Below are 22740 nucleotides of genomic sequence, written 5' to 3'. Positions count from 1 at the left end.
GGAATTTTTCATGCGTCTGATCACATTATTGAGTGCCGGCTGTCTTTCCCTGTTGAGCCTGGCGATCCACGCGCAAACCCTGAATGGCTTGTACCAGGTGCGCGAACCGGTCAGCAGCCAGACGCCGGATGAGCGCACCCAGGCCACCCAGCGCGCTCTGGAAACCCTGGTGTTGCGCCTGACCGGCGATCCCAAGGCGTTGCAGAGCCCGGGCCTGGCCGAAGTGCGCAAGGACCCGCAGCAAATCATCAGCCAGTACGGCTATGACGCCGGGCCGCCGGAAAGCCTGCAGGTGGATTTCGACCCGGTGAGCACCGATCGCGCCCTGCGCGGTGCCGGACTGGCGCTGTGGGGCAGCAACCGACCGGCGATTCTCGGTTGGTGGCTGAATGATTCGACCGAGGGTTCCAACCTGGTCGGTGACGGTCAATCGGCCGCCGAACCGCTGCGCCGCGCGGCGCAACACCGTGGTCTGCCACTGCGTCTGCCCTTGGCCGACCTGGATGAACAGATCGTGGCCACGGCGAAGAACCTTGAAGGCAGCGATGCTTCGCCGTTGCACGCGGCGTCCGAACGCTACGGCGCCGATGCGCTGCTGGCGGTGCACGCCCATCAGGACGGTGGCCAGTGGCAGGCGAAATGGCGCTTGTGGCTGGGCGACCAGAAAGAACAGGGCACGGCCCAGGGCGCCGACAGCGCCGCGTTGGCGGATGCCGTGCTGTTGGCGGTGAGCGAGCGCCTGGCGCCGCGCTTTGCGGCCAAGCCCGGGGTGACCAGCGAACAACTGCTGGAAGTGCGGGGCATGACCCTGGAGCGTTACGCGGCCCTGGAACATTTGCTCGAACCCTTCGGCGGCCGGCCGCAAAGTGTGGATGGCGAGAGGATCGTCTATCAGGTCAGCGGCAGTGCCGAGCAGTTGCGTGCGCAGTTGGGATTGGCGAAGTTGCAGGAAATTCCGGCGGGTGAGGCTTTGCCGGCAGTGACGGCCAGCGCTCCGCCAGCAGCCCCTGGGGCTCCGGCCGCGACACCTGTTGCACCGACGCCAGCGACGGCGCAGTTGCGTTTCCGTTGGTAGCTTTTCGCTTCTATCGAATTTCTTTCTATATATAAGGCAGAGGTCGTCCATGACCGACACACGTCGATGGTTTTGGTTGGGCGCGGCGATCCTGCTGTGTCTGTTCGTGTACCTGTTGCACCCGATACTCTCGCCGTTCCTGGTGAGTCTGCTGCTGGCCTATATGTTCGACCCGGTGGTCGATCGCCTGGAAACACTCGGGATGTCCCGGACCTGGGGTGTGGTCTCGGTGTTCGCGCTGTTTATCCTGGTGTTGATGACCTTGCTGCTGGTGTTGGTGCCGATGTTGGCCAAGCAGTTCTTCCGCCTGTATGAGTTGGCGCCGCAGATGCTTGACTGGCTGCAGCACACCGCCATGCCCTGGGCCCAGCACAAGTTCGGCCTGGCCGACGGTTTCTGGAAGTTCGACAAGGTCAAGGCGGCCATCAGCGAGCACATGGGCCAGACCAGCGACATTGTCGGTGTGGTGCTGTCCCAGGCGACGGCCTCGGGTCTGGCGCTGATCGGCTTTGCAGCGAACCTGTTGCTGGTCCCCGTGGTGAGTTTCTACCTGCTGCGGGACTGGGACCTGATGATGGCGAAGATCCGCAGCCTGCTACCCCGTGGCCGCGAGGCGCGTATCGTTTCCCTGGCCGGTGAGTGCCATGACGTACTGGGGGCCTTCATGCGCGGCCAGTTGCTGGTGATGCTGGCGTTGGGGGGGATCTACGCCGGTGGCCTGATGTTGGTTGGCCTGGAGCTGGGGCTGTTGATCGGCCTGCTGGCCGGACTGGCGGCCATCGTGCCTTATATGGGCTTTGTGATTGGCATCGGCGCGGCGATGATCGCCGGCCTGTTCCAGTTTGGCGGTGACCTGTACCCGATGATCGGCATCCTCGCGGTGTTCATGATTGGCCAGGCCCTGGAAGGGATGGTGCTGACGCCGCTGTTGGTCGGTGACCGTATAGGCCTGCACCCGGTGGCGGTGATCTTCGCGATCCTCGCCGGGGGTGAACTGTTCGGTTTCACCGGCGTATTGCTGGCCCTGCCGGTGGCCGCGGTGATCATGGTGCTGGTGCGGCATATGCACGATCTGTACAAACGTTCGGACATGTACGGCGGCCAGGAAGACCCCGACCTCTGAAGAGCGCACGCAAACCTTTGATTTTGCTTGTGGTCTGTTGCATTGTGCACCCGGCGTCACGGGTATAAACTTTGCACACTTTACACAGAGGCCACTAACGGTTCCCGGTAACCGTTCAGTCAGCATGAAACCGATTCAGCTGCCCCTAGGTGTGCGTCTGCGTGATGACGCCACCTTCATCAACTACTACCCAGGCGCCAATGCCGCTGCACTCGGCTATGTCGAGCGGCTATGCGAAGCCGACGCTGGGTGGACCGAAAGCCTGATCTACCTCTGGGGCAAGGACGGCGTGGGGCGTACCCACCTGTTGCAGGCGGCTTGCCTGCGCTTCGAGCAGATGGGGGAGCCGGCGGTGTACCTGCCGCTGGCGGAGTTGATGGACCGAGGGGTCGAGTTGCTCGACAACCTCGAGCAGTACGAGTTGGTGTGCCTGGATGACCTGCAAGTGGTCGCCGGGCGCGCGGATTGGGAAGAGGCGCTGTTTCACCTGTTCAACCGTCTGCGTGACAGCGGTCGGCGCCTGCTGATTGCCGCCTCGACCTCGCCGCGTGAACTGCCGGTCAAGCTGGCCGACCTGAAATCGCGCCTGACCCTGGCACTGATTTTCCAGATGCGTCCCCTCTCGGATGAAGACAAGCTGCGGGCTTTGCAACTGCGTGCTTCAAGACGTGGCCTGCATTTGACCGACGAAGTAGGGCATTTCATCCTGACCCGTGGTACTCGCAGCATGAGTGCCCTGTTCGAATTGCTCGAACGGCTCGATCAGGCCTCGTTGCAGGCCCAGCGCAAGCTCACCATCCCCTTTCTCAAAGAGACCCTGGGCTGGTAAAACCGGGGCTTTCAGCGCTTTTTCGCCAAAATCCAGACGTCACAAAACCCACGCCAGAAGCTTTTTTCAGGCGCGCGGGAACCGTTTGGGTATTAAGTCGTTAGATGTTTTCAAGAAGCGACCGAGTCACATCTTGTCCCATAAAATTTGCAAATGAGGGTGATAGAGGGCATAGTCACGCCTCCTTACACATTCAGCCACGGTCGTGCCCATGCTAAATCGCTTCGCACCCCTCGTGCCTCTCGCACTCGTTACCCTGTTGTTTGGTTGCGCGGCGCATACGCCGGTTTCGCAACAACAGGTCGATAATTCGGTCAAAACCGCATCGGTTTCTGGCGTCAAATCCTCGGCCGTATTGGACGATGAACTGGCCACGGAAAAGGAACTCGCCGAGTTCGCCGACGGTAAGCCTTACCAGTTGCCGGTCCTGGCCGACAGCATTCTCGAACGTGGCATGTCCCTGATCGGTACCCGTTACCGTTTTGGCGGCACCAACGAGAGTTCCGGCTTTGACTGCAGCGGCTTCATTGGTTATCTGTTCCGTGAGGAAGCCGGGCTGGACCTGCCGCGCTCCACCCGTGAGATGATCAACGTGAAGGCGCCGCTGGTTGCGCGCAACAAGCTCAAGCCGGGTGACCTGCTGTTCTTCGCCACCAACGGTCGTCGCGGTCGTGTCAGCCACGCCGGGATCTACCTGGGTGATGACCAGTTCATCCACTCCAGCAGCCGCCGCAGCGGTGGTGTGCGGATCGACAGCCTGGGCGACAGCTACTGGAGCAAGACCTTCATTGAAGCCAAGCGCGCCCTGGCGATGGCTCCGACCGTGGTCACCGCCAGCAACAAGTAATCGCGCGAACGTTTTGTAGTCTTCGGCCCTGCTGATGGCTAAATGCCAAGCTTCAGTGTCAGGCGAATCTGTACAAAAAACGTCCGAAGTTAAAGTGATACTTGAAGTTTAGCGCATAGCCGCTAGAATCCTGAGATATTGTTGAGTATCTGACCGCGCGAGCCCTGCTTGCGCGGTTTTGATTTCTCTACACCACGGCAGAGAAAGCCGCATTCAGTCAGGATTTCTGCACATGTCGACCACGGCCCGTATTGCCTTGATTGCCTTCACCGCCTTGCTCGGTGCCTGTGCTGGCCATGCGCCGCCGCCGCCAGCGCCTGTGGCTCGGCCCGTGGTCTTCGCCTCCCCGCAACCCTCCTCGCCAGAAGCTGAAGACGTGCTGTTCCGCGCCCTGGGGCTGGTCGGCACGCCCTATCGTTGGGGCGGCAATACGCCGGACTCGGGTTTTGATTGCAGTGGCCTGATCAGCTATGTGTATCGTGATATGGCAGGCATTAACCTGCCGCGCTCGACCCGTGAGATGATCGTGATGCGCGCGCCGAACGTGCCGCAGAACGCCTTGCAGACCGGCGACCTGATCTTCTTCGCCACCAACGGTGGCTCCCAGGTCAGCCATGCCGGGATCTATGTCGGCGAAGGCCGTTTCGTCCATGCGCCGGCCACCGGCGGCACGGTGAAACTGGACAGTCTGTCCAAGGCCTATTGGCAGCACGCCTACCTGAATGCCAAACGTGTATTGCCTGCCGGGCGTCTGGCGAGCAACCCTTAGTTAGCCACTGCGTTACCGCGAGGTTGTCATGACCGCTCGCACCCTCAAGCTGGACGATGCCCTCTACGGCTATCTGCTGGACGTTTCCCTGCGCGAAACGCCGTTGCTCAAGCGTCTGCGTGACGAAACCCAGGCGTTGCCCATGGCGCGTTGGCAGGTGGCGCCTGAACAGGGCCAGTTCCTCGCGTTGCTGGTCAAGCTGACCGGCGCCCGGCGTTTGCTCGAAGTCGGCACCTTCACCGGTTACAGCGCCTTGTGCATGGCCTCGGCCTTGCCGGAGGGCGGTAGCCTGCTGTGCTGCGATATTCCCGGGGACTACAACGCCACGGCGCTGCGCTACTGGCGGGAGGCGGGTCTGGCTGCGCGTATCGAGTTGCGTCTGGCGCCGGCGCTGGAGACCCTGGCGCAGTTGGAGCAGCAAGGGCAGGGCGAGCAGTTCGACCTGATATTCATCGACGCCGACAAGGCCAATTACCCGGCGTATCTGGAAAGTGCCCTGCGCTTGCTGCGCCCGGGCGGCCTGGCGATGTTCGATAACACGCTGTGGAGTGGGCGGGTGCTCGAGGTGAATGGGCAAAGCGCCGACACCCGGGCCATCCAGGCGCTGAATCGGGCCTTGAAGGATGACGCGCGGGTGGATTTGTCGCTGCTGCCGCTGGGCGATGGCCTGACCTTGTGCCGTAAGCGCTAGGCTTCCTTGAACAGCAGAGCGATGCCGGGATGATACTGGCCGGCTTCGTTGTGCAACTTGCGATAAGCGTAGGGAAAGTACCAGGCCACGGCGCAGCTGTTGGCCTTTTGCAGGTCGTCGACCATATCCTGCAGGTCTTCCGGGCTGGGGCTCTGCTGCGGCTTGAACGGCGAGACGAACAGGCAACCGAGTTTCAGGTGATGCGGATGGCTGATTTTTTTGGCATCGCTCGCCACATCCAGCAGGGCCGGCATCGGGTTGAGGTTATTGACCTTGGGCCAGCGTTGCGTGGCCTGGATATAGACCGACTCCTGCGCGGTGGAGATCTGCAGGTCGCAGCGTCCGCTGCGGTCGCCCTCTTCGAGCTGCTTCTTGGTCGGGAAATGCTCCAGGGTGACCATTTCCGCCGCCCAGGCCGCGACCGACAATAACCCCAGATTGGCCCGCTCGTTGAACCAGTAGGGCGCCTGTCCGTCACCGAGGAGCTGGTTGTAGCGATCGATGCACTCGGGCCAGCGCTCCAGGGCGGGGCGCAGGAATTCCAGTTTCGGATTGCTGATGATCAGGCCTTGCATGGAGCTCCCCTTTTTATTGTTGGTCGGGTTATGGCTATTTGATATCACCTTCCTCAACGTAGCACAATTTCTGGCGCCGGTTTTTTGATCTGGGTCGGGGTAGGGAGCTATCGCCTTGTACAAGGAGTTAGGGTTTGATTTTGGCGATGACGGTCGCCTTGTGATTTCTGTAGCGGGTCATTAAGATCTCTTTAATTGTCAAGACGCAGAGGTGTCTATGAAAACGACTAAAAACGCTGCGAAAGCGGCCATGATTGCCAAATTCACCGCTGAAGCCATGTCGTTGGCTGCTGTGGGTGTTTCTGAAAATCAGCGTCGTTTTCTCAAGGTCGGTTTGAGCCGCGGCAAGGAACTCGAGCCTGCTGGTGTGCTCGCGGGTGCTCGCTCCTGACATTGGCTCCCACTATCGACTTTGGCAAAAGGCTTCCTCCCAAATTGTCTACAAACGCCCCGCCTGGCCCGGGGCGTTTGCTTTTCTGATGGCGGCTTTATTTGACGCTCCACCCCCAACCCTCTAACCTTCGCCGATTGTTTCAGGTGCTCTGTGGCGAATCGCCGACAGGGTGAAACAGGGAAGCCGGTGAGCCCTTCGACAGGCGCGATTCCGGCGCTGCCCCCGCAACGGTAAATGAGTCAAGACCGCGCCTTGAGCCACTGTGTCCAGCCGACATGGGAAGGCGCGCGGTCCCGCGAATAGCGCTCATGAGCCCGGAGACCGGCCTGATCCATCCCACAGCGTCACGGCGGGCGATGCTGGACGGCTCCGGCCGCGTTTTTCCCTGCCCCCCGTTTGCCTTATCCAGCCCCAACGGAGAGCTGCCATGAACGAATCCCCTGATCGCGACGAACGCCACCTGGCGCGCATGCTGCGCAAAAAGGCGGTGATCGACGAGCGTATTGCCAGTGCGCCAAATGAATGCGGCCTGTTGCTGGTCCTCACCGGCAACGGCAAGGGCAAGAGCAGCTCGGCTTTCGGCATGCTCGCCCGGGCCATGGGCCATGGCATGCAGTGTGGCGTGGTGCAATTTATCAAGGGCCGCAACAGCACCGGCGAAGAGCTGTTTTTCCGGCGCTTCCCCGAGCAGGTGCGCTTCCATGTGATGGGCGAAGGCTTTACCTGGGAGACCCAGGATCGCCAGCGCGATATCGCCGCCGCCGAAGCCGCCTGGGAAGTCTCCCGGGAAATGCTCCGCAACCCGAGCATCGGCCTGGTGCTGCTCGATGAGCTGAATATCGCCCTCAAGCACGGTTATCTGGACCTCGATCAGGTCCTGACCGACCTGCAAGCCCGTCCACCGATGCAGCACGTGCTGGTCACCGGACGCGGCGCCAAGCCGGAAATGATCGAACTGGCCGACACGGTGACCGAAATGGGCCTGCTCAAGCATGCGTTCCAGGCCGGGATCAAGGCCCAAAAGGGCATCGAACTATGAGGCAAGCGCGTCATTGCCCGGCGGTGCTGATCGCCGCGCCGGCTTCCGGCCAGGGCAAGACCACGGTGACCGCGGCCCTGGCGCGCCTGCACCGCAATCAGGGGCGCAAGGTCCGGGTGTTCAAATGCGGCCCGGACTTTCTCGACCCGATGATCCATGAGCGCGCCAGCGGTGCGCCGGTCTATCAGCTGGATTTGTGGATGGTCGGCGCCGAGGAGAGTCGCCGGCTGCTCTGGGAGGCGGCGGGCGAGGCCGACCTGATCCTGATCGAAGGGGTCATGGGGCTGTTCGACGGCACGCCGTCGAGCGCCGATCTGGCCCGACATTTCGGTGTGCCGGTGCTCGGAGTGATCGACGGTACGGCCATGGCCCAGACCTTCGGCGCCCTGGCCCTGGGGCTGGCACGTTACCAGCCGGACCTGCCGTTCGCCGGGGTGCTGGCCAACCGTGTCGGTACCCTACGGCACGCGCAATTGCTCGAAGGCAGCCTGACCGAAGGCCTGCGCTGGTACGGCGCGCTCTCGCGGGAAACCGGGATCGAGCTGCCGAGTCGTCATCTCGGCCTGGTGCAGGCCAGTGAATTGAATGACCTGGACAAGCGCCTGGACGCGGCTGCCGAGGCTCTGGCCGGCAGCTGCGAGGTGGCGTTGCCGCCGCCAGTGGCGTTTGCCGCGCCCGCGCCGGTAGTCGCCGAGCCGCTGCTGGCCGGCGTGCGCATCGCCGTCGCCCATGACGAGGCCTTTGCCTTCATCTATGGGGCCAACCTGGATCTGTTACGGGCCATGGGCGCCGAGTTGCGGTTTTTCTCGCCGATCCACGATCAAGTCATGCCCGAGGCGGACAGCCTTTACCTGCCCGGTGGTTATCCGGAACTGCATCACCTGGTCCTGGCCCGGAACGCGCCGATGCTGGCGGCGATCCGCGCCCATCATCAGGCCGGCAAACCCTTGCTCGCCGAATGCGGTGGGATGCTCTATCTGCTCGATGCGCTGACCGATGTCGAAGGGCAACGCGCCGAGTTGCTGGGCCTGCTGGCGGGTGAGGCGACGATGCAGAAGCGCCTGGCGGCCCTGGCCTTGCAGGCGGTGGCGTTGCCGGAAGGGCTGTTGCGCGGTCACACCTATCACCATTCGCTGACCACCACGGCGCTGGAACCGATTGCCCGGGGCCTGAGCCCCAATGGCGGGCGCGGCGCCGAGGCGGTGTATCGCCAAGGGCGGATGACCGCTTCTTATGTGCACTTTTATTTTCCGTCCAATCCGCGGGCGATTGCCGCGCTGTTGGCCCCGGATATCCACCTTGCCAAGGCCGGCGCACTCTCGGAGCGCGCGGACTTACCCGCGCGGAGGCCATGACCGACAACGCTTTTAGCCCTGAAGAACGCGCGGCGGTCTACCGTGTCATCGGTGAACGCCGCGATATGCGCCACTTTACCGCTGGCAGCGTCGCGCCCGAGCTGCTCTCGCGCTTGCTGGAGGCGGCGCATCAGGCGCCCAGCGTCGGGTTGATGCAGCCCTGGCGTTTTATTCGCATTACCGACCGCGGATTGCGCGGCCAGATCCAGCAGTTGGTGGAAGAAGAACGGATACGCACCGCCGAGGCCCTGGGCGAGCGTTCCGATGAATTCATGAAGTTGAAGGTCGAAGGCATCAATGACTGTGCCGAGGTGCTGGTCGCCGCGCTGATGGATGATCGCGAGCGGCATATCTTCGGCCGGCGGACCTTGCCGGAAATGGACATGGCGTCCTTGTCCTGCGCCATCCAGAATCTCTGGTTGGCCGCCCGTGCCGAAGGCCTGGGCATGGGCTGGGTCTCGCTGTTCGAACCGCAGGCCCTGGCGCAACTGCTCGGTCTGCCGACGGGGGCCAAGCCGCTGGCGGTGCTGTGCCTGGGACCGGTCCAGGCGTTTTATCCGGCACCGATGCTGGTCTTGGAAGGTTGGGCGCAACCGCGCCCCTTGAGTGAACTGTTGTATGAGAATTATTGGGGAGTGAGTCAATGAGTGTGGCGTTGTTGAGTGTCGCCGGGGTAGCGCTGGATGCGCTGCTGGGCGAACCCAAACGCTGGCATCCGCTGGTGGCGTTCGGCCGTCTGGCGGACCGTATCGAACAACGTTTCAATTCCGGCGGGCGTGGCTGGCGCAGTCATGGGGTCACGGCGTGGGTGATGGCGGTGTTGCCGCTGACCCTCTTGGCCACGGCCTTGTCGTGGGCGCCCTATGTCGGCTGGATCGTCGATATCCTCGCGCTCTATTGCGCCCTCGGCTTGCGCAGCCTCGGTGAACACGTCATCCCCGTGGCCCAGGCCTTGCGCAGCGATGACCTGGATCGCGCCCGTCAGCGCGTGAGCTATCTGGTGAGTCGCCAGACCACGGAACTCGATCACACCGAAGTGGCCCGCGCGGCCACCGAGTCGGTGCTGGAAAATGGCAGCGATGCGGTGTTCGCCGCGCTGTTCTGGTTTGTCGTGGCCGGCGCGCCCGGCGTGGTGCTGTATCGCCTGAGCAATACCCTGGATGCCATGTGGGGGTATCGCAATGAACGTTTCGAACGTTTTGGCTGGGCGGCGGCGCGGATCGACGATGTTTTGAACTATATTCCTGCACGCTTGGTGGCCCTGACCTATGCCTTGCTCGGCAAAACCGGGTTGGCGCTGCAATGCTGGCGCCGCCAGGGACCGACCTGGGACAGCCCGAATGCCGGGCCGGTGATGGCGGCCGGCGCCGGGGCGCTGGGGGTCGAGTTGGGTGGGGCGGCGATTTATCACGGTGAATTGCATCAGCGTCCGCCGTTGGGCGAAGGGGAGCCGGCGACCGCCGACTCCATCGACCGGGGCTGGCAATTGGTACAACGGGGTGTGTGGTTGTGGTTGCTGATTCTTTGTCTGGGAGCTGAGATCTATGCTTGAGCACGGCGGGCGCCTGCGCAAGGCGGTGGAACACTACGGGATTGCCGAGGCCGATTGGCTGGACCTGTCCAGTGGCCTGGCGCCCTGGCCCTGGCCGATCCCGCCGATCCCCGAGCGTGCCTGGGCGCGCCTGCCGGAAACCGATGACGGCCTGGAGCAGGCCGCCTGCCGCTATTACGGCGCCCCCCAGGTGTTGCCGGTGCCCGGTTCCCAGGCGGCGATCCAGTTGCTGCCGCGCCTGCGTCGTGCGGGCAAGGTCGGTGTGCTGTCGCCTTGTTATGCCGAGCATGCCGAAGCCTGGCGGCGCAATGGCTACATCGTGCGCGAAGTGCTGGAGCATGAAGTCGAGTTTTTTCTCGACAGCCTCGACGTGCTGGTCGTGGTCAATCCGAACAATCCCACCGGCCTGAGCCTGGCCCCGGAGCAGTTGCTCGAATGGCATGCCCGCCTGGCCCAGCGCGGTGGCTGGTTGGTGGTGGATGAGGCCTTCATGGACAACACGCCAGAGCGCAGCCTGGCCGCCCACAGTCACCAGGTCGGGCTGATTGTCCTGCGCTCGTTCGGCAAGTTCTTCGGTTTGGCCGGCGTACGCCTGGGGTTTGTCCTGGCCGAAGGCAAGTTGCTCAAGTTGCTCGCCGTACAGGTCGGGCCCTGGGCGGTCAGCGGGCCGACGCGGGTACTGGGGCAGGTCTGCCTCGCCGACACCGCCGGCCATGAGCGCCAGCGGGTGCGCAGCGAACAGGCCAGCCAGCGGCTGGTGGCGTTGTTGACGCGTTTCGATCTGGCACCTCAGGGCGGTTGCGCGCTGTTCCAGTGGCTGGTGACTGCGCGGGCCGAGGCGCTGTATGAGTTCATGGCCCGTCGCGGCATTCTGCTGCGACTGTTCACCCAGAACAGCAGCCTGCGTTTCGGCCTGCCCGCCAATGAAGCGGATTGGCTGCGGCTGGAGCAGGCGTTGCTGGTCTTTGCCGGGGAGCCGGCATGACCACCCTGATGGTGCAAGGCACCACCTCCGATGCCGGCAAAAGTACCCTGGTGACAGCGCTGTGCCGCTGGTTGACCCGCCAGGGCGTGCGTGTGGCGCCATTCAAGCCGCAGAACATGGCGCTCAACAGCGCGGTGACCGCCGACGGCGGCGAGATCGGCCGGGCCCAGGCGGTGCAGGCCCAGGCGGCGGGCCTGGCGCCGCATACCGATATGAACCCGGTATTGCTCAAGCCCAACAGTGACACCGGTGCCCAGGTGATCATCCACGGCCGTGCCGTGACCAGCATGAACGCCGTGGCCTATCACGACTACAAAAGCATCGCCATGCAGGCCGTGCTGGCCTCGCACCAGCGTCTGAGCGCCGCCTATCCGGTGGTGATGGTCGAAGGCGCGGGTTCGCCGGCGGAGATCAACCTGCGTGCCGGGGATATCGCCAACATGGGCTTCGCCGAGGCAGTGGACTGCCCGGTGCTGTTGATTGCCGATATCAATCGCGGTGGAGTATTTGCCCATCTGGTGGGCACTCTCGAACTGCTGTCGCCCAGCGAGCAAGCGCGGGTCAAGGGTTTTATCATCAACCGTTTTCGCGGCGATCTCGCCTTGCTGCAGCCCGGGCTGGATTGGTTGGAACAGCGCACTGGCAAGCCGGTGATCGGCGTACTGCCTTATGTACTGGACCTGCACCTGGAAGCCGAGGATGGCCTCGACCAACGCCAGACGGACAAGGCCGACCAGGTGCTGAAGGTGGTGGTGCCAGTGCTGCCACGCATCAGCAACCATACCGATTTCGATCCGTTGCGCCTGCATCCGCAGGTCGACCTGCAATTTATCGGTCCCGGCCAGGCTATTCCAGCCTCGGACCTGATCATCCTGCCCGGCTCGAAGAGCGTGCGCAGCGATCTGGCCTATCTGCGCCAGCAGGGCTGGGGCACGGCGATCAACCGTCACCTGCGCTATGGCGGCAAGGTGCTGGGGATCTGCGGCGGTCTGCAGATGCTCGGTGAGCAGGTGCGTGATCCCTTGGGCCTGGAAGGGGCACCGGGCTCCAGCGCAGGATTCGGGCTGCTGGCCCTGAGCACCGAACTGGAACAGGAAAAACAACTGCGCAATGTGCACGGTCGCCTGGCGTTGGAAGACGCCGAGGTCAGCGGCTATGAGATCCATGCCGGGGTAACCGTCGGCGCGGCGCTGGAACAGCCGCTCGTGCACCTGGACGATGGTCGTTGCGACGGCGCCCAAAGTGCTGACGGACAGGTGCTCGGGACTTACCTGCACGGTTTGTTCGAGTCGCCCCGGGCCTGCAGTGCACTGCTGCGCTGGGCTGGCTTGGCGCAGGTGCAGGAGGTGGATTATCACGCCCTGCGCGAGCGCGATATCGAACGCCTGGCCGACCTGGTGGAAAAACATCTGGATACCGATCGCTTGCGTCAGCTTTGCGGTCTTGAATAAGGGCGTCCGACCATGTTGCAACTGATTCTCGGTGGTGCCCGTTCCGGCAAGAGTCGCCTGGCTGAACGGCTGGCGGCGGAAAGCGCGCTGCCGGTGATCTATATTGCCACCAGCCAGCCGCTGGACGCTGAGTTGAACGAACGGGTCGCCCTGCATCGCCAGCGGCGTCCGGCCCATTGGCGCTTGATCGAAGAACCGCTGGAACTGGCCCGGGTCCTGCGCGAGAACGCGGCGCCCGATGTCTGTCTATTGGTCGATTGCCTGACCCTGTGGTTGACTAATCTGTTGATGCTGGACGACGCCGAACGCTTGAAGATCGAGCGCGAAGCCCTGTTGCAAGGCCTGGCGCAGTTGCCGGGAGAGATCATTTTTGTCAGCAACGAAACCGGTCTGGGTATCGTCCCGTTGGGCGAACTGACTCGCCGTTATGTCGATGAAGCCGGTTGGCTGCATCAAGCTCTGGCCGAGCGTTGTCAGCGTGTGGTGCTGACAGTCGCCGGTTTGCCCCTGACTTTGAAAGGAACTGCGTTATGAGTGAATCGTGGTGGCTGAACCCGTGCAAGACGATTGATCTGCAGGCGCAGGACGCGGCGTTCGAGCGTCAGCAACAATTGACCAAACCCGCTGGCTCCCTGGGCCAGTTGGAGCAGGTCGCGGTGCAACTGGCCGGTTTGCAAGGCCGGCTCAAGCCGCGGGTCGACACGCTGTGGGTCGCGATTTTTGCCGGCGACCATGGTGTTGTGGCGGAAGGGGTGTCGGCTTATCCGCAGGAAGTGACCGGGCAGATGCTCGCCAACTTCGTCGGTGGCGGCGCGGCCATCAGTGTGCTGGCGCGGCAGTTGGGCGCGCAACTGGATATCAACGACCTCGGCACCGTGACGCCGATGCTCAATCTGCCGGGCGTGCGTCATCTGCAGATCGGCGCCGGTACCGCGAACTTCGCCCAGGGCCCGGCCATGAGCGAAGCCCAGGGCCGGTTGGCGCTGGACGCCGGGCGTGACAGCGTGCGGCGTGCGGTGGCGGCGGGCAGCGAGTTGTTTATCGGTGGCGAAATGGGCATCGGCAACACGGCTTCGGCCAGTGCGCTGGCCTGTGCGCTGCTGAAATGCCCGGCGGCGTTGTTGGCCGGCCCTGGCACCGGGCTCGACCCGGCCGGTGTCAGCCATAAGGCGCAGGTCATCGAGCGGGCGCTGGCGCTGCATGCCGAGCATACTGACGATCCGTTGCAGGCCTTGTTCCGCCTGGGCGGCTTTGAGATCGCGGCGCTGGCCGGGGCCTATGTGGCCTGTGCCCAGGAAGGCGTGGCGGCGCTGGTCGACGGCTTTATCTGCACTGTCGCGGCGATGGTCGCGGTGCGCTTGAATCCCGAGTGTCGGCAGTGGCTGATCTTCGCCCACCGTGGCGCCGAGCGCGGGCATCGGCATGTCCTGGAAAGCCTGCTGGCCGAGCCTTTGCTCGATCTGGGCCTGCGCCTGGGCGAAGGCAGCGGTGCGGCGCTGGCGGTGCCGTTGGTGCGCCTGGCCTGCGACCTGCACGGGCAGATGGCGACCTTTGCCGAGGCGGCCGTGGCCGATCGCCCGGCATGAATTTGCGCCTGGACCTGCTGCGTCACGGCGAAACCGAACTGGGTGGCGGCTTGCGCGGCAGCCTGGACGATGCCTTGACGCTCAAGGGCTGGGAACAGATGCGGGCCGGTGTGGCGCAGCAAGGGCCTTGGGATTGCTTGATCAGTTCGCCTTTGCAGCGTTGTGCGCGTTTTGCCGAGGAACTGGGCGCGCGCCTGGGGCTTGCGGTCGAGATCGAGCGCGACCTGCGCGAGTTGCATTTTGGTGCCTGGGAAGGGCAGAGCGCGGCAGCGTTGATGGAGACGGACGCCGATGATCTGGGCCGGTTCTGGTCCGATCCCTATGGCTTTACCCCGCCTGATGGCGAGCCGGTGGAGCAGTTTGCCGAGCGAGTGCTGGCGGCGGTGGCGCGCTTGCGGCAACGCTATACCGGCCAGCGCCTGCTGTTGATCAGTCATGGCGGGGTGATGAAGGTTTTGCTGGCCCAGGCTCGTGGGTTGCCACGTCAGCAGTTGCTGCAGGTCGAGGTGGCCCATGGCGCTTTGTTCGCCTTGCAGGTGGCGGCGGACGGTGGGTTGAGGGAGGCGCGGTGAACCGCTTGCCGTTCTGGATCGCCTTGCAGTTTCTCAGCAGTCTGCCTATTCGCTTGCCGGGAATGCCGGAACCCCGGGACATGGGACGGTCGTTGCTTTGCTACCCGTTGGTGGGGTTACTCTTCGGCGCCGTCCTTTATGCCCTCGATTGGGCATTGGCGGGCGCGCCGTTGTTGCTCCATGGTGCTTTGCTGCTGACGGCTTGGGTGCTGCTCAGCGGCGGCCTGCACCTGGACGGCCTGGCTGACAGCGCGGATGCCTGGTTGGGCGGTTTCGGTGATCGTGAACGGACCTTGTTGATCATGAAGGACCCGCGCAGCGGGCCGATTGCCGTGGTTACGCTGGTGCTGGTGGTGTTGTTGAAGTTCTGCGCCTTGCTGGCGTTGATCGAGCGCCAGCAGACGGTGACCTTGCTGCTGGTGCCGCTGATCGGCCGTAGCGCCTTGCTCGGGTTGTTCCTGACCACCCCCTATGTGCGTGCCGGCGGGTTGGGACAGGCGTTGGCCGATCATCTGCCGCGCCGGGCTGGCTGGTATGTGTTGCTGGTGAGTGTGCTGTTCTGTGGGCTGCTGGCCGGGATCAAGGGCGCTTGGGCGGTCGGGCTGGCGGTGCTGGGCTTCTGCTGGTTGCGGCAGCTGATGATGCGGCGATTGGGCGGTACGACAGGCGATACGGCGGGGGCGTTGCTGGAGTTGCTGGAGATGGTGGTGTTGGTGGGCTTGGCGCTGGTCTGACGGTTGTTCGGCGATCTTGCGAATGCTATCGCCAGCAAGCTGGCTCCTACAGGGGCCGCGACGGTCACGACATTTGCCACACCGCCACCACCCTGTAGGAGCCGGCTTGCCGGCGATGGCGTCATTCGCCACACCGCTGATAGATCGCTCAAACTTGTTTTTACTGTGTTGCGGGTATATACACACGCTATGTTATCAACCGATTGCTTATGCATCAGCCTGCGTCGCGCCGCTCGTGGCGTCAGCAGGCATTACGACGGCGCTCTCGACGGCTTCGGGATCAATGTTGCCCAGTATTCTCTGCTGTGCAATCTCAAGCGTCTCGACCAGCCGAGCATTTCCAGCCTGGCCGAAGCCATGGGCCTGGATCGCAGCACCCTCGGGCGCAACCTGCGGGTACTGGAGTGTGACGGTCTGGTGGCCCTGACCGAAGGCGCCGACCAGCGTAATCGCCTGGTCCGGCTCACCGATGCCGGGGCCGAGCGACTGGTGGCCGCCCAGCCGGCCTGGGAAGCCTCGCAGCAGCGTCTGGTGGAGCGTCTCGGGGATGAAAAACGCGCGACTCTGTTGGCCTTGCTGGAAGAGTTGGCAAGCGGCGAGTAATCGCCGTTTTATTTGAATAAAGCGGGTATATACCCGCTAATGGAGCATAACAATGACATCGATGTGGCGTGCCAGTGGTTGGATTCTGCTCGGGAGCGCGCTGATCCTCGCGCTGTCCCTCGGGATACGGCACGGTTTCGGGTTGTTCCTGCCGCCGATGAGCGCGCAGTTCGGCTGGGGCCGTGAAGTGTTCGCCTTTGCCATTGCCTTGCAGAACCTGATCTGGGGGCTGACGCAACCCTTCACCGGGGCCCTGGCCGACCGCTTCGGTGCGGCAAAAGTGGTGTTGATCGGTGGCGTGCTGTACGCCGTCGGACTGGTCTGCATGGGCCTGTCCGACTCCGCGCTGAGCCTGTCCCTGAGTGCCGGCCTGCTGATTGGTCTCGGCCTGTCGGGGACCTCGTTCTCGGTGATCCTCGGCGTGGTCGGGCGTGCCGTGCCAGCGGAGAAGCGCAGCATGGCCATGGGCGTCGCCAGTGCCGCCGGCTCCTTCGGTCAGTTCGCCATGCTGCCGGGCACCCTGGGCCTGATTGGCTGGCTTGGCTGGTCGACGGCGTTGCTGGTGCTGGGTGTGCTGGTGGCGCTGATCGTGCCGCTGGTGAGCCTGCTCAAGGACAAGCCGCTGCCCAAGCTCGAGGGCGAGCAGACCCTGTCCGAGGCGCTGCGCGAGGCCTGTTCCCATTCCGGCTTCTGGTTGCTGGCGTTCGGTTTTTTTGTTTGCGGTTTCCAGGTGGTATTTATCGGTGTGCACCTGCCGGCCTACCTGGTGGACCAGCATTTGCCGGCCACCGTTGGAACCACGGTGCTGGCGCTGATCGGCCTGTTCAATATCTTCGGTACCTACACGGCCGGCTGGCTCGGCGGACGGATCTCCAAACCACGCCTGTTGACCGCCCTGTATCTGGCACGGGCGGTGGTGATCGCGGTGTTTCTCTGGGCGCCGGTGACGCAGTTCAGTGCCTACCTGTTCGGCATGGTGATGGGTTTTCTCTGGCTGTCGACGGTACCCCTGACCAATGGCACCGTGGCGACGCTGTTCGGGGTACGCAATCTCTCCATGCTCGGTGGGATCGTCTTCCTGTTCCATCAGTTGGGGGCTTTCCTCGGCGGTTGGCTGGGCGGCGTGGTCTATGACCGTACCGGCAGCTACGACTTGATCTGGCAGGTCTCCATCCTTCTAAGCTTGCTGGCGGCGGCCTTGAACTGGCCGGTGCGTGAGCGGCCCGTGGCGCGGTTACAGGCGCAGGCAGGCCTGGCATGAGTGCATTCTGGTCGCGGCTGCTGGCCCTGGCGGTGATCGCCTTGCTGCTGGCGCTGGCCTGGTGGGGCTGGCATCAAGGCGGCCTGGCGTTGATGCAACTGGGGATGGGTGCTTGCTAGGGGGCAATAAAAAACCCGCATCAGACGATGCGGGTTTTTTCTATCCAACAACTGAGTGGTTCAGGCTCGTTGTGAATCAGAACTTGTACGTGGCGCCCAGGCCGTAGCCCCATGCGCTGTTTTCGTACGTGGAGCTGTAGGCGCCTTTACCCGGGATGTTGAGGTTGACGTTGACGTCTTCTTCCTTGAGGTAGGAGACGGCGAGGTCGATGGTCAGGTCATCGGTTGGGCTCCAGCCAGCACCGAAGCTGATGGCGCGGCGATCACCGGTCGGGATACGCACGGAACGATCGGTGTTGTTGGTTGGCGCCTGGTCAACCGACAAGCCGCTGCGCAGGACCCATTCCTTGTTGACCCGGTAGGAAACACCGATGGCCGAGGCCCAGGTGTCATGCCAGTTCTGTTGTTCGGTGATGGTGCCGATCGGGCCGGCAGAGCCACCGAGGAGCGGCGAAACGCCCTGGTTGTTGATGGTGATGTTTTGCAGGCGGCTCCAGCGGGTCCAGGTGGCACCGCCATAGACCGTCCACTGATCATCCAGTTTCTGGGTGATAGAGAAGTCGACGTTTTCTGGCGTGGTGATATCCAGGGAACCCTTGTAGCGGGTACCGTTGAAGGGACCGAAGCCCGCGCCGCTGAGGGCGGTGTGACCATCCAGCGAGTAGCTGACCTTGGAATGGTAGGTCAGGCCCAGGCGGGTGGTGTTGGTTGGTTGGACAATCACACCGATGTTGTAACCCACCGCCGTGTCGTCGCCTTTGACGTCCACAAAACCGCCAGTCGCCGTCGTGGAGCTCAGTTCGCCGCTCATACGGTTAAAGGTCGGGCCGCCGCCGATAGACACCATATCGTTGATGGCATAGCTGACAGTCGGTTGCAGGGTGACAACTTTGACTTCGCTCTTTTGACCGTAGTTACTGCCAGCAAAGCCACTTTCATAATCGGTTATCAGGCCGAAAGGCGCGTAAGCACCCAGACCCACTGCCCAGCCGTTACCCAGCTGTTTGACGAAGAAGCCATTGGGTACGGAAGTGAACGGGACCATATCGCCGTCGTTGGTGCCGCCTCGGCGACCGCCGCTGGCGTTCTTGATATCGGTCTTGGCATCGATGGTTGCAACACCTGCAGTCACTTGATCGCGACCGAGCAGGGACATACCGGCAGGGTTGCCGTAAACGGTGCTTGCATCTTCGGCAGAAGAAGATCGACCCGCATAACCGGTCCCCATCCCGCTGATGCTCTGTTCGTTGAGGGCAAAGCCACTCGCGAACAACTGGGTGGATGCCAGAGCAACGGCGAGGCTGAGTGTGGTCTTGAGCATTACTTTTTTCATTATTAGAACTCCGTGGTGATCACCGAAGCGAAAACTACCAACATTTTCGCTTCGACGCCATAGGCTGTATTGCTGAAGATAGAGCGGTTTTGTAGGACAATCCGACCAAAGTAGGTGGGTTTTTCCAGAAACTCGGTATGGGCTCTAACAGGCGATCGGAGTGACCGATGAGTCACAACTTCGCCAGGCGCGGGTGAAGTCCCTTAAGCGTCCTTGTGGCTGGAAAGTCTGTCGCCAGATCCGCGCCATACCGAGCAGATCGTCGATGGCGGGCAGGTGAGGGTGGTGTTCTTCCACCAGCAGCCAGGCGATGGCGGTGGCATAACGAAGATTTACCGCGAGCTCCAGATTTGGGCTGCTTAAAAAGGCGTGCTGGCTGGCGAGACCGCGAACCAGGCTGGCCAATTCCGGGTCCGGGGCCAGATAGCGGTCCCATAACGCGGCATGGCGGTTCTCGTCGATGCAATACAGGCCATGGCCACGCCGGTCGTGCAGGGCTGAGCCAAGGTCGGACTGGCTGGCGGCGATGCCCAGCAGCAGCGCCTCGGCGCTCGGGCTGTGCCGGCCCAGGTACAGCAGGGTCGGACGAATCACATAAAGGCGCAATTCCCTGGCGGCAATACCCATGACACCCTCGATGTTCCTGCCGTGTGATCGGCGTTTTTTATTGGTCGGCGTGGCCTGGCCTCTGGTAGCGGTGGAGGCGTTCAGGCCCGCCGGAAGCGGCCCGGGCCGCTTGAGTTGAAGTGTAGTGTCATATCTTTGCTGTAAAGGTCTGTTTTTAAAATATTTAAGCCATGAGCACATGGCTTATATATTTATTCGTGCTTAGTCATACAGCCAAAATCGCGAAACTTCAGGCAATAAAAAGCCCGGCAACAAAGGCCGGGCTTTTGGGTTACAGCTTGTTTCGAACTTCAGGCAACCAGGGCTTGGCGCGTGCGGTCGATGATCGCTTGCAGCGGTTCGGCGCTGGAGTACTGGTCGGGATACAAGCGTTCGCTGTGACGAGCGATACCGTGTTCGTTGACCAGTGTGAAGCTGAAGCAGCCTTTGCGAGCGGCCATGATCAGGCAGTTCATCGGTGCGAAGGCGTTGGTCAGGGTGCGAATGGCATCCTGGGTATGGATTTGAGTCGACATAATTATTAGGTGTTCCTGCAAATGACACGGAATCTGATCCGTGCAACGTTAAAACGTTCCAGTAGCGTCGAACCATTATGGATCGGACGAAGAACCTGACTGGAACAAAGCCGCCAGTTGAAGCGCATGAAGTTAAGTGGCGCTTGGGCTGGCAGGTAGGTACTTAGGAGGGCAGGCAGTCACAACAAGGGCAAAGGTTCTGGGCCCGGGGTGAAGATCCTGATCAATCTTGCAGGTTGGTTCGGTCAGAGTAATCATTTTCGGCAGCCGCCTTTCATAAGGCTGTACTGGAGAAGATTTACCTGGAAACCATCGAGGGGTCGATCCCTGTTTCGAGCGACTGATCCATTTTGGATAGTGCTTATGAGGGTATGTTCGACCAGAATTGACTTTCAGCTTGGTACTAACGGTGCGGATACTATCGCATTGAAATGAATAAGGGAAGTGTGTTAGCGAAAAATATTGTCCAGGGGGCTGCCTTGGCGTTGAGGCAGGATCCCGCTGGCGGGAGGCGGCACGAAAGAGGGCGATGTGCCGGTGCCAGAGGCGGCGTTGGCGAGCGAATGGCCATGCCTGTGCAAAAAAGGTGCGTCGATATAACGGTTATCGCACTACTTGTGCACAATTGGGCCACGGCTTGTCACCTGACTGTCATCTGCGCAATCTGTCCCTCGAATGCCTGTATCGCCAATACAAGTCAATGAAAAATATCGTCTTTTTTTATTGGTGAAAAAATCGACAGTTTGACTGCGAGCCCCATTCCATGCGGCTTTGCGAGGGTTGGAGGAGGGTTGTCCACTGAGTTATCCACAGCTTCTGTGGATTGTCCCAAGCGCTTGCTCTAGCCCGGGCATGCCGGGTTTTTTCGACTTTACCCGTACGAAAAACAGCGTAGAGTGGCGCGCCCTGCGATATGGCATGTACTGCTACATGAAATTTCGCTTGGCTTCCCTGCCCTCGTTCAGGGCCGATACGATTTCCATCTGGGCCGAACTGTCCAGGGGCGATCACGTTCGTTACCCTTGATTCTTTACCGTTCGTTGGCCCTTTGGGAGTTCTTATGGCGTTGGATCTGACCAGTCTCTTGCTCGGTTTGGCGGGCGCGGCGTTGCCGTTGCTGGCGCTGGCCTGGCAGTTGCAGCGCCGGGCGAGTGTTGCCCAGGCCGAGTTGCTGCTGTTGGACGAGCGTTTGAGTAGTGCCCGGTTGGCGGCGGACGGTCTCAGTGCCCAGTTGGATGCCTGCCGTGACGAGGTCAGCGACCTGAGCCAGGCCAATACGGTCAAGCAGGCAGAACTGGCGGCGTTGCGCCGGGAAGTCGAGTTACTGCAGATCGAGCGTGACAACGCCCGCGACGCCGCCCATGCCTGGAACCTCGAGCGCGCCCAGAAAGAGGCCGAGCTGCGGCGCCTGGATGCCCAGGCGGCGTCGTTGAGTGCTGAGCTGCGGGAGCAGCAGGACAGCCATCAGCAGCGCCTGGACGACCTGCAGGGCTCGCGGGATGAGCTGCGTGCGCAGTTTGCCGAACTGGCCGGAAAGATCTTCGATGAGCGTGAGGCGCGGTTTGCCGAAAACAGCCAGCAACGCCTCGGACAATTGCTCGATCCGTTGAAGGAGCGCATCCAGTCCTTTGAAAAGCGCGTGGAAGAAAGTTATCAACAGGAAGCCCGCGAACGCTTTTCCCTGGGCAAGGAGCTGGAGCGTCTGCAACAGCTGAACCTGCGCCTGAGCGATGAAGCGACCAACCTGACCCGGGCGCTCAAGGGGCAGAAGACCCAGGGCAACTGGGGCGAGTTGATTCTTGAGCGGGTGCTTGAGCATGCCGGGCTGGAAAAGGGCCGCGAGTACCAGACCCAGGTCAGCCTGAAAGGACCGGATGGCGAGCGTTTCCAGCCGGACGTGTTGATCCTGTTGCCGGGTGACAAGCAGGTGGTGGTGGACTCGAAGGTCAGCCTGACCGCCTATCAGCAATACGTTGTCGCCGATGACGAGGTGATCGGCCAGGCGGCGCTCAAACAGCATGTGCTGTCGCTGCGCAACCATGTGAAGGGCCTGGCCGGCAAGGACTACAAACGCCTGGAAGGCTTGCACAGCCTGGATTTCGTCTTGCTCTTCGTGCCCATCGAAGCCGCGTTCTCGGCGGCCTTGCAAGCCGAGCCGAACCTGTTCCAGGAGGCGTTCGACCGCAATATCGTGATTGTCAGCCCGACCACCTTGCTTGCCACCTTGCGGGTGATCGACAGCCTCTGGAAGCAGGAACGCCAGAGCCAGAACGCCCGGGAAATCGCCGAGCGCGCGGGTTGGCTGTACGACAAGTTCGTGCTGTTCATCCAGGACCTGGACGAGGTCGGCAATCGTCTCCAGCAACTGGACAAGGCCTACGCCGCCGCCAGGAACAAGCTGACGGACGGGCGTGGCAACCTGGTCAGCCGCAGCGAACAGCTCAAGCTGTTGGGCGCGCGGGCGAGCAAGAGCCTGCCGGCGGAGTTGCTGGAGCGGGCGATGACCGATGAGGACGGAGTGATGCAGTTGCCGGAGTAACCGGCCTGGCTGGACGCGGTCTTTGTAGGAGCTGGCTTGCCAGCGATGAGGCCCGCAAGCTCTGCATCGACTTTGCGGACGCTATCGCTGGCAAGCCAGCTCCTTGTATCTCGACTAACGCTCCGTCAGGAGCGATAGTTCTCGACTGATCATCGAGGGAAGACCG

Annotated in this window: 25 protein-coding genes and 1 riboswitch; of the genes, 21 read left to right on the top strand and 4 right to left on the bottom strand. The window is 62.3% G+C overall.

Annotated elements, in window-relative coordinates; genetic code table 11:
• Positions 1–10: 10 nt before the first annotated feature.
• From AC07VG_RS23525 to AC07VG_RS23500, 6 genes are all read left to right on the top strand, one after another.
• Positions 11–1075, top strand: a complete 1065-nt coding sequence (locus tag AC07VG_RS23525; protein WP_495004043.1) for a DUF2066 domain-containing protein — start codon at positions 11–13, stop codon at positions 1073–1075.
• Positions 1076–1124: 49 nt separating this feature from the next.
• Positions 1125–2198, top strand: coding sequence for an AI-2E family transporter (locus AC07VG_RS23520; protein ID WP_495004044.1), 1074 nt, complete (start codon positions 1125–1127; stop codon positions 2196–2198).
• Positions 2199–2322: 124 nt separating this feature from the next.
• The gene (gene hda, locus AC07VG_RS23515; RefSeq protein ID WP_100940947.1) at positions 2323–3027 is read left to right on the top strand and encodes a DnaA regulatory inactivator Hda; all 705 of its coding nucleotides are present in this window, start codon (positions 2323–2325) and stop codon (positions 3025–3027) included.
• Positions 3028–3238: 211 nt separating this feature from the next.
• Positions 3239–3874 carry a C40 family peptidase gene (locus AC07VG_RS23510; RefSeq protein WP_248796832.1) on the top strand — a complete coding sequence of 212 codons (636 nt, stop codon included), beginning with the start codon at positions 3239–3241 and terminating at the stop codon, positions 3872–3874.
• Positions 3875–4106: 232 nt separating this feature from the next.
• The gene (locus tag AC07VG_RS23505) at positions 4107–4643 is read left to right on the top strand and encodes a C40 family peptidase (RefSeq protein ID WP_495004045.1); all 537 of its coding nucleotides are present in this window, start codon (positions 4107–4109) and stop codon (positions 4641–4643) included.
• Positions 4644–4671: 28 nt separating this feature from the next.
• Positions 4672–5334 carry a class I SAM-dependent methyltransferase gene (locus tag AC07VG_RS23500; protein WP_495004046.1) on the top strand — a complete coding sequence of 221 codons (663 nt, stop codon included), beginning with the start codon at positions 4672–4674 and terminating at the stop codon, positions 5332–5334.
• Here AC07VG_RS23500 and AC07VG_RS23495 read toward each other — a convergent pair.
• Positions 5331–5909 (bottom strand): hypothetical protein, encoded by a 579-nt coding sequence (locus AC07VG_RS23495; protein WP_121133768.1) that lies wholly within the window; start codon positions 5907–5909, stop codon positions 5331–5333. The two genes, AC07VG_RS23500 and AC07VG_RS23495, sit on opposite strands and share 4 nt — an antisense overlap.
• A 217-nt stretch (positions 5910–6126) precedes the next feature.
• Between AC07VG_RS23495 and AC07VG_RS23490 the strand changes: the two genes are divergently transcribed.
• The 14 genes from AC07VG_RS23490 to AC07VG_RS23425 all read left to right on the top strand — a co-directional run bounded on the left by AC07VG_RS23490 (position 6127) and on the right by AC07VG_RS23425 (position 17560).
• Positions 6127–6300, top strand: a complete 174-nt coding sequence (locus tag AC07VG_RS23490) for a hypothetical protein (RefSeq protein ID WP_495004047.1) — start codon at positions 6127–6129, stop codon at positions 6298–6300.
• A gap of 127 nt (positions 6301–6427) precedes the next feature.
• Positions 6428–6647: riboswitch (cobalamin riboswitch) on the top strand.
• An 83-nt stretch (positions 6648–6730) separates the two neighbouring features.
• A complete protein-coding gene (gene cobO / locus AC07VG_RS23485) occupies positions 6731–7342 on the top strand; it encodes a cob(I)yrinic acid a,c-diamide adenosyltransferase (RefSeq protein WP_495004048.1) in 612 nt (203 codons plus the stop codon).
• Positions 7339–8697, top strand: coding sequence for a cobyrinic acid a,c-diamide synthase CobB (locus AC07VG_RS23480; protein ID WP_495004049.1), 1359 nt, complete (start codon positions 7339–7341; stop codon positions 8695–8697). Before cobO ends, AC07VG_RS23480 begins: the two co-directional genes overlap by 4 nt.
• Complete coding sequence (bluB, locus tag AC07VG_RS23475; protein WP_495004050.1) at positions 8694–9344, top strand: 5,6-dimethylbenzimidazole synthase; 651 nt, start codon at positions 8694–8696, stop codon at positions 9342–9344. Before AC07VG_RS23480 ends, bluB begins: the two co-directional genes overlap by 4 nt.
• Positions 9341–10249 carry an adenosylcobinamide-phosphate synthase CbiB gene (cbiB, locus tag AC07VG_RS23470; RefSeq protein WP_495004051.1) on the top strand — a complete coding sequence of 303 codons (909 nt, stop codon included), beginning with the start codon at positions 9341–9343 and terminating at the stop codon, positions 10247–10249. Before bluB ends, cbiB begins: the two co-directional genes overlap by 4 nt.
• Positions 10242–11234, top strand: coding sequence for a threonine-phosphate decarboxylase CobD (gene cobD / locus AC07VG_RS23465; RefSeq protein WP_495004052.1), 993 nt, complete (start codon positions 10242–10244; stop codon positions 11232–11234). The genes cbiB and cobD overlap by 8 nt, the downstream gene beginning before the upstream one ends.
• Positions 11231–12685 carry a cobyric acid synthase gene (locus tag AC07VG_RS23460; RefSeq protein WP_495004053.1) on the top strand — a complete coding sequence of 485 codons (1455 nt, stop codon included), beginning with the start codon at positions 11231–11233 and terminating at the stop codon, positions 12683–12685. Before cobD ends, AC07VG_RS23460 begins: the two co-directional genes overlap by 4 nt.
• A gap of 12 nt (positions 12686–12697) precedes the next feature.
• Positions 12698–13219, top strand: a complete 522-nt coding sequence (gene cobU, locus AC07VG_RS23455; RefSeq protein WP_495004054.1) for a bifunctional adenosylcobinamide kinase/adenosylcobinamide-phosphate guanylyltransferase — start codon at positions 12698–12700, stop codon at positions 13217–13219.
• Positions 13216–14271, top strand: coding sequence for a nicotinate-nucleotide--dimethylbenzimidazole phosphoribosyltransferase (cobT, locus tag AC07VG_RS23450; RefSeq protein WP_495004055.1), 1056 nt, complete (start codon positions 13216–13218; stop codon positions 14269–14271). The genes cobU and cobT overlap by 4 nt, the downstream gene beginning before the upstream one ends.
• Positions 14268–14843, top strand: a complete 576-nt coding sequence (gene cobC, locus AC07VG_RS23445; protein ID WP_495004056.1) for an alpha-ribazole phosphatase family protein — start codon at positions 14268–14270, stop codon at positions 14841–14843. Before cobT ends, cobC begins: the two co-directional genes overlap by 4 nt.
• The gene (locus AC07VG_RS23440; protein WP_495004057.1) at positions 14840–15577 is read left to right on the top strand and encodes an adenosylcobinamide-GDP ribazoletransferase; all 738 of its coding nucleotides are present in this window, start codon (positions 14840–14842) and stop codon (positions 15575–15577) included. The genes cobC and AC07VG_RS23440 overlap by 4 nt, the downstream gene beginning before the upstream one ends.
• 189 nt (positions 15578–15766) lie before the next feature.
• A complete protein-coding gene (locus tag AC07VG_RS23435) occupies positions 15767–16180 on the top strand; it encodes a MarR family winged helix-turn-helix transcriptional regulator (RefSeq protein WP_495004058.1) in 414 nt (137 codons plus the stop codon).
• 61 nt (positions 16181–16241) lie between these two features.
• Positions 16242–17441 carry an MFS transporter gene (locus tag AC07VG_RS23430; protein WP_495004086.1) on the top strand — a complete coding sequence of 400 codons (1200 nt, stop codon included), beginning with the start codon at positions 16242–16244 and terminating at the stop codon, positions 17439–17441.
• Positions 17438–17560 (top strand): hypothetical protein, encoded by a 123-nt coding sequence (locus AC07VG_RS23425; protein WP_256261664.1) that lies wholly within the window; start codon positions 17438–17440, stop codon positions 17558–17560. The genes AC07VG_RS23430 and AC07VG_RS23425 overlap by 4 nt, the downstream gene beginning before the upstream one ends.
• A gap of 76 nt (positions 17561–17636) precedes the next feature.
• Here the strand turns inward: AC07VG_RS23425 and AC07VG_RS23420 are convergent, their stop codons facing one another.
• The 3 genes from AC07VG_RS23420 to AC07VG_RS23410 all read right to left on the bottom strand — a co-directional run bounded on the left by AC07VG_RS23420 (position 17637) and on the right by AC07VG_RS23410 (position 20035).
• Positions 17637–18893 carry an OmpP1/FadL family transporter gene (locus AC07VG_RS23420; RefSeq protein WP_495004059.1) on the bottom strand — a complete coding sequence of 419 codons (1257 nt, stop codon included), beginning with the start codon at positions 18891–18893 and terminating at the stop codon, positions 17637–17639.
• 144 nt (positions 18894–19037) lie between these two features.
• Positions 19038–19520, bottom strand: a complete 483-nt coding sequence (locus tag AC07VG_RS23415) for a hypothetical protein (RefSeq protein ID WP_495004060.1) — start codon at positions 19518–19520, stop codon at positions 19038–19040.
• 290 nt (positions 19521–19810) lie between these two features.
• The gene (locus tag AC07VG_RS23410; protein ID WP_420648078.1) at positions 19811–20035 is read right to left on the bottom strand and encodes a hypothetical protein; all 225 of its coding nucleotides are present in this window, start codon (positions 20033–20035) and stop codon (positions 19811–19813) included.
• A gap of 1174 nt (positions 20036–21209) precedes the next feature.
• On the opposite strand from AC07VG_RS23410, the gene AC07VG_RS23405 reads away from it, so the two are divergent.
• The gene (locus AC07VG_RS23405) at positions 21210–22574 is read left to right on the top strand and encodes a DNA recombination protein RmuC (protein ID WP_495004087.1); all 1365 of its coding nucleotides are present in this window, start codon (positions 21210–21212) and stop codon (positions 22572–22574) included.
• The last annotated feature ends 166 nt before the right edge of the window (positions 22575–22740 follow it).

The sequence above is a fragment of the Pseudomonas sp. GW821-FHT03C07 genome (assembly GCF_059420925.1).
This window is presented reverse-complemented; position numbering and strand designations above follow the sequence as displayed.

Coding starts and splice junctions, on each gene's coding strand:
- AC07VG_RS23525 (WP_495004043.1), top strand. CDS start 11: ATGCGTCTGATCACATTATTGAGTGCCGGCTGTCTTTCCCTGTTGAGC.
- AC07VG_RS23520 (WP_495004044.1), top strand. CDS start 1,125: ATGACCGACACACGTCGATGGTTTTGGTTGGGCGCGGCGATCCTGCTG.
- hda (WP_100940947.1), top strand. CDS start 2,323: ATGAAACCGATTCAGCTGCCCCTAGGTGTGCGTCTGCGTGATGACGCC.
- AC07VG_RS23510 (WP_248796832.1), top strand. CDS start 3,239: ATGCTAAATCGCTTCGCACCCCTCGTGCCTCTCGCACTCGTTACCCTG.
- AC07VG_RS23505 (WP_495004045.1), top strand. CDS start 4,107: ATGTCGACCACGGCCCGTATTGCCTTGATTGCCTTCACCGCCTTGCTC.
- AC07VG_RS23500 (WP_495004046.1), top strand. CDS start 4,672: ATGACCGCTCGCACCCTCAAGCTGGACGATGCCCTCTACGGCTATCTG.
- AC07VG_RS23495 (WP_121133768.1), bottom strand. CDS start 5,909: ATGCAAGGCCTGATCATCAGCAATCCGAAACTGGAATTCCTGCGCCCC.
- AC07VG_RS23490 (WP_495004047.1), top strand. CDS start 6,127: ATGAAAACGACTAAAAACGCTGCGAAAGCGGCCATGATTGCCAAATTC.
- cobO (WP_495004048.1), top strand. CDS start 6,731: ATGAACGAATCCCCTGATCGCGACGAACGCCACCTGGCGCGCATGCTG.
- AC07VG_RS23480 (WP_495004049.1), top strand. CDS start 7,339: ATGAGGCAAGCGCGTCATTGCCCGGCGGTGCTGATCGCCGCGCCGGCT.
- bluB (WP_495004050.1), top strand. CDS start 8,694: ATGACCGACAACGCTTTTAGCCCTGAAGAACGCGCGGCGGTCTACCGT.
- cbiB (WP_495004051.1), top strand. CDS start 9,341: ATGAGTGTGGCGTTGTTGAGTGTCGCCGGGGTAGCGCTGGATGCGCTG.
- cobD (WP_495004052.1), top strand. CDS start 10,242: ATGCTTGAGCACGGCGGGCGCCTGCGCAAGGCGGTGGAACACTACGGG.
- AC07VG_RS23460 (WP_495004053.1), top strand. CDS start 11,231: ATGACCACCCTGATGGTGCAAGGCACCACCTCCGATGCCGGCAAAAGT.
- cobU (WP_495004054.1), top strand. CDS start 12,698: ATGTTGCAACTGATTCTCGGTGGTGCCCGTTCCGGCAAGAGTCGCCTG.
- cobT (WP_495004055.1), top strand. CDS start 13,216: ATGAGTGAATCGTGGTGGCTGAACCCGTGCAAGACGATTGATCTGCAG.
- cobC (WP_495004056.1), top strand. CDS start 14,268: ATGAATTTGCGCCTGGACCTGCTGCGTCACGGCGAAACCGAACTGGGT.
- AC07VG_RS23435 (WP_495004058.1), top strand. CDS start 15,767: ATGTTATCAACCGATTGCTTATGCATCAGCCTGCGTCGCGCCGCTCGT.
- AC07VG_RS23430 (WP_495004086.1), top strand. CDS start 16,242: ATGTGGCGTGCCAGTGGTTGGATTCTGCTCGGGAGCGCGCTGATCCTC.
- AC07VG_RS23425 (WP_256261664.1), top strand. CDS start 17,438: ATGAGTGCATTCTGGTCGCGGCTGCTGGCCCTGGCGGTGATCGCCTTG.
- AC07VG_RS23420 (WP_495004059.1), bottom strand. CDS start 18,893: ATGAAAAAAGTAATGCTCAAGACCACACTCAGCCTCGCCGTTGCTCTG.
- AC07VG_RS23415 (WP_495004060.1), bottom strand. CDS start 19,520: ATGGGTATTGCCGCCAGGGAATTGCGCCTTTATGTGATTCGTCCGACC.
- AC07VG_RS23410 (WP_420648078.1), bottom strand. CDS start 20,035: ATGTCGACTCAAATCCATACCCAGGATGCCATTCGCACCCTGACCAAC.